Raw genomic sequence first — 3,072 nt, forward strand, 5'->3', positions numbered from 1 at the left:
CTGCCCGAGTTCAATGACTTGCAGGACCTACACGAGGTGCATGACATGCTGGCCGAACGCATCAAGAAATGGCCCGAGCGGTGGGAAGAAAAAGGCCGACAAGAAGGCCGAAGGGAAGGTCGACAGGAAGGTGAGCGCATAGCGAAACGCGAGACTGCCCGTAACCTGATCGCGCGTACCGAGATGGATGACCAGATGATCGCTGAGATCGCTGGCCTCGGCGTTGATGTCGTTGCGCAACTGCGCCGTGAGGCCAAGCATTGAGCTGTTACCGTCCACGGCCGCTGCAGGTTGCGCGGCCAACGCCATGCTCGCCACCAAGATCAGCTTCATGAACGGGATCGCCAACCTGGCCGAGCGCGTGGGAGCGGACGTGGAGCAGGTGCGCCGCGGCATCGGCTCGGACCCGCGTATCGGCTACCACTTCATCTACCCCGGCTGCGGTTACGGCGGCTCCTGCTTCCCCAAGGATGTGCAGGCCCTGGCGCGCACCGCCCAGTGGCAGGCCAGCCAGCGGGCGCAGATCATGGTCGAGGCGGTGCCCCGCGAGGAGGTCCACCGCTATGGTATCGTCGACTGCGGGGGTGACGAGCCGCGTGCGGGCGAGGCCATGGCGATGGCCGGCGTGGTCGAGAAGCCCTCCCCGGAGCAGGCGCCCTAGCGGCTCTCGGTGATTGGCCGCTATATCCTGCCGTATCGCGTCATGACCCTGCTGGCGGATACGCCGCCGGGTGCCGGTGGCGAGATCCAGCCGGCCGACGCCATCGCGCAGCTGATCCGCGAGACCGGCGGAGTCGATGCCTTTCGTATGCGCGGGCGGACCTTCGATTGCGGGCAGATCAAAGGCTGGCTGCAGGCCAACCAGGTGCTGGGCATGGAGGCGGGATATCTTGCGGCACCTTCCCGCGATGTTCAGTCGACACAGCCCGAGCCTGAGGTAGTGGACTGAATAAGGGAGAGAATATGGCAATTCTGGTCACCGGCGGCGCCGGCTATATCGGCTCACACACCGTCGTGGAACTGCTGCAGGCGAACCACGAGGTGGTGGTGCTCGACAATCTGGTCAATGGCGCCCGCGAGGCGCTGCACCGGGTCGAGGCGATTACCGGCAGGGCGGTGGGCTTCATCGAAGGCGATGTGTGTGATCGTGCACGGCTTGATCGGCTGTTTGCCGAGCATGCCATCGAGGCGGTGATCCACTTCGCCGGCCTGAAGGCGGTGGGCGAGAGCGTCGAGCAGCCCCTGGCCTACTACGACACTAATGTGCATGGCTCCTTGGTGCTGTGTCAGGCGATGGCGGCGGCCGGGGTCTATCGGCTGGTGTTCAGCTTCTTGGCTACCGTCTATGGGCCGGATGCGCCGGTGCCAGCAAGGCCGAACGTGAGCCTGGGCTGGCGAGCCGAGCGAGGGCTCGAGGCGATGCTGCGTGATACCTGGCGGTGGCAAGAGGGTAATCCGCAGGGGTATGGGGCCGGTTGAGCCGGCTGGAAGCACAGATGATAGCGACGGCGCCCGGTCCCTGGACCGGGCGCCATGCGTTCTGGGCGGAGAATAGCGGGGTGGCGGTGGCCTCGGCATCCAGGCATTGACTCCCAAAATGGGAGCAGCCATGCTGTCCCAAAAGGGAGATTGCCGTGAGAGTCATCGCCAAGCGCGCGCTCAGGGAATTCTGGGAGCAAGGCTACGCCGACGCCGAAACGCCACTCACCGAGTGGTATCGGATGGTGGAAAAGGCCAGCTGGGCCACGCCACAAGAATTGAAGGCGGACATCAGGACGGCGAGCATCCTCAAGGGCGGACGCGTGGTGTTCAACATCGCAGGCAACAAGTATCGGATCGTTGTCGCGATCCGATACACCCAGCAGATTGCCTGGGTGCGCTTTGTCGGTACCCATGCCCAGTATGATCGGATTGATGCGGAGACGATTTAAATGAACATTCAGCCGATTCGTAGTGATGCCGACCTGGACCGGGCGTTCGCCCGACTGGAGGCGCTGTGGGGAGTGGAAGAGGGGACACCTGAGGCCGATGAGCTGGAGGTGCTGTCGATCCTGATTGAGCGTTATGAGGATGAGCACTATCCGATCGGACCATCCGATCCCATCGAGGCGATCAAGTTTCGCATGGAGCAGCAGGACCTGACACCGCGTGACCTGGAGCCCTACATTGGTTCCAGCGGTCGAGTCTCGGAGGTGCTGAACCGCAAGCGCCGGCTGAGCCTGAGGATGATCCGCCGGCTACATGACGGCCTGAAGATCCCTTACGAGAGCCTGATGAATGAGGAGAGAGCTTGAAGTGGTGGGTGACCTGCCAAAGCTCAATCGTCGGCGATGACTATCCGGCTGTGGGTGGCACTTGCGTGCGGGTCTATCGGCCTGTGATGGGCCTGGCCGCCGGGCACGTGGCGTCACTGGCGAGCTTCGAGCGGCCGGGCGTGAGCAGGGCTGGCGCGCCGAGCGCGGGCTCGAGGCGATGCGGCGTGATACCTGGGCTGGTAGGCGGCCAATCCGCAGGGATATGGAACCGGCTGAGCCGGCTGGAACCAATGAAGATATCGACGGCGCCCGGTCCTTGAACCGGGCGCCGTGTAGCGCGTCAATCTGGATAAGAAGCCAGCGACAATCAGGATGAGAACCGGAGTGTCGCGGCCATTATCGGCCGCCATCGCACCAGTATCTCGCACTCGGGTATCGCGCCGGGGAGCAAGGCGGGGGAGCTGGGCCTACTGCTGGTGCGGTCAACGGCCAATTGCCGATGCCGCGATGAGCCAAGGCGGGACTGGTGTGAGGGAACGAGGGGCAAGGGCCGAGGGGTGAGGCTGGTATCAGGAAAAGCCCAGGAACAATGCCAGCGCTCGGTTAACGGCGACCATGGCACTGTCTTCGAGGTGGCCGAAGGCTTCTCCTATTCTCTCTCGCTTCACCGTCATCGGCTTGTCGACCATGATCTGGGATGGTCGTCGCAAGCCATTCTCGGGACTAGGCTTTGTCCGAAAACCCTAATTTGCTAATGTCACCTATGCCGCAGCAGCATAGGTGACCCATGGCAGGACGCTACGAGATCTCCGACCAC

The 3,072-nt window shown here is 63.3% G+C and carries 5 protein-coding genes and 2 pseudogenes; 5 read left to right on the top strand and 2 right to left on the bottom strand.

Features of this window, described 5'->3' with window-relative positions; all coding sequences use genetic code 11:
- Positions 1 to 27: 27 nt before the first annotated feature.
- Positions 28 to 333: a hypothetical protein gene (locus FHR94_RS19355; RefSeq protein WP_183328396.1), complete on the bottom strand. Its 306-nt coding sequence runs from the start codon at positions 331 to 333 to the stop codon at positions 28 to 30.
- On the opposite strand from FHR94_RS19355, the pseudogene FHR94_RS19360 reads away from it, so the two are divergent.
- The 5 genes and pseudogenes from FHR94_RS19360 to FHR94_RS19380 form a co-directional block, all read left to right on the top strand.
- A pseudogene (locus tag FHR94_RS19360) lies at positions 296 to 485 on the top strand (UDP-glucose 6-dehydrogenase); the annotation flags it as partial. The gene FHR94_RS19355 and the pseudogene FHR94_RS19360 overlap by 38 nt on opposite strands.
- A 218-nt stretch (positions 486 to 703) precedes the next feature.
- Entirely contained in the window at positions 704 to 949 is a 246-nt protein-coding gene (locus tag FHR94_RS19790) for a glycosyltransferase family protein (RefSeq protein WP_246390095.1), read from the top strand.
- A gap of 14 nt (positions 950 to 963) precedes the next feature.
- Positions 964 to 1,479, top strand: a complete 516-nt coding sequence (locus FHR94_RS19370) for an SDR family NAD(P)-dependent oxidoreductase (RefSeq protein ID WP_183328390.1) — start codon at positions 964 to 966, stop codon at positions 1,477 to 1,479.
- A gap of 155 nt (positions 1,480 to 1,634) precedes the next feature.
- On the top strand, positions 1,635 to 1,931 hold the full coding sequence (locus FHR94_RS19375) for a type II toxin-antitoxin system HigB family toxin (RefSeq protein ID WP_183328392.1): 297 nt from the start codon (positions 1,635 to 1,637) through the stop codon (positions 1,929 to 1,931).
- Positions 1,932 to 2,294, top strand: coding sequence for a helix-turn-helix domain-containing protein (locus FHR94_RS19380; protein ID WP_183328394.1), 363 nt, complete (start codon positions 1,932 to 1,934; stop codon positions 2,292 to 2,294).
- Positions 2,295 to 2,824: 530 nt separating this feature from the next.
- On the opposite strand, the pseudogene FHR94_RS19385 reads toward FHR94_RS19380, so the two are convergent.
- Positions 2,825 to 2,968: pseudogene (locus tag FHR94_RS19385) on the bottom strand (type II toxin-antitoxin system PemK/MazF family toxin); the annotation flags it as partial.
- Between the last annotated feature and the right edge of the window lie 104 nt (positions 2,969 to 3,072).

This window comes from Halomonas cerina, assembly GCF_014192215.1.
GTDB classification, from domain to species: Bacteria; Pseudomonadota; Gammaproteobacteria; order Pseudomonadales; family Halomonadaceae; genus Halomonas; species Halomonas cerina.

Bases quoted from the DNA above. Each gene is read 5' to 3' on its own strand.
- FHR94_RS19355 (WP_183328396.1), bottom strand. From the start codon at position 333: ATGAAGCTGATCTTGGTGGCGAGCATGGCGTTGGCCGCGCAACCTGCA.
- FHR94_RS19790 (WP_246390095.1), top strand. From the start codon at position 704: ATGACCCTGCTGGCGGATACGCCGCCGGGTGCCGGTGGCGAGATCCAG.
- FHR94_RS19370 (WP_183328390.1), top strand. From the start codon at position 964: ATGGCAATTCTGGTCACCGGCGGCGCCGGCTATATCGGCTCACACACC.
- FHR94_RS19380 (WP_183328394.1), top strand. From the start codon at position 1,932: ATGAACATTCAGCCGATTCGTAGTGATGCCGACCTGGACCGGGCGTTC.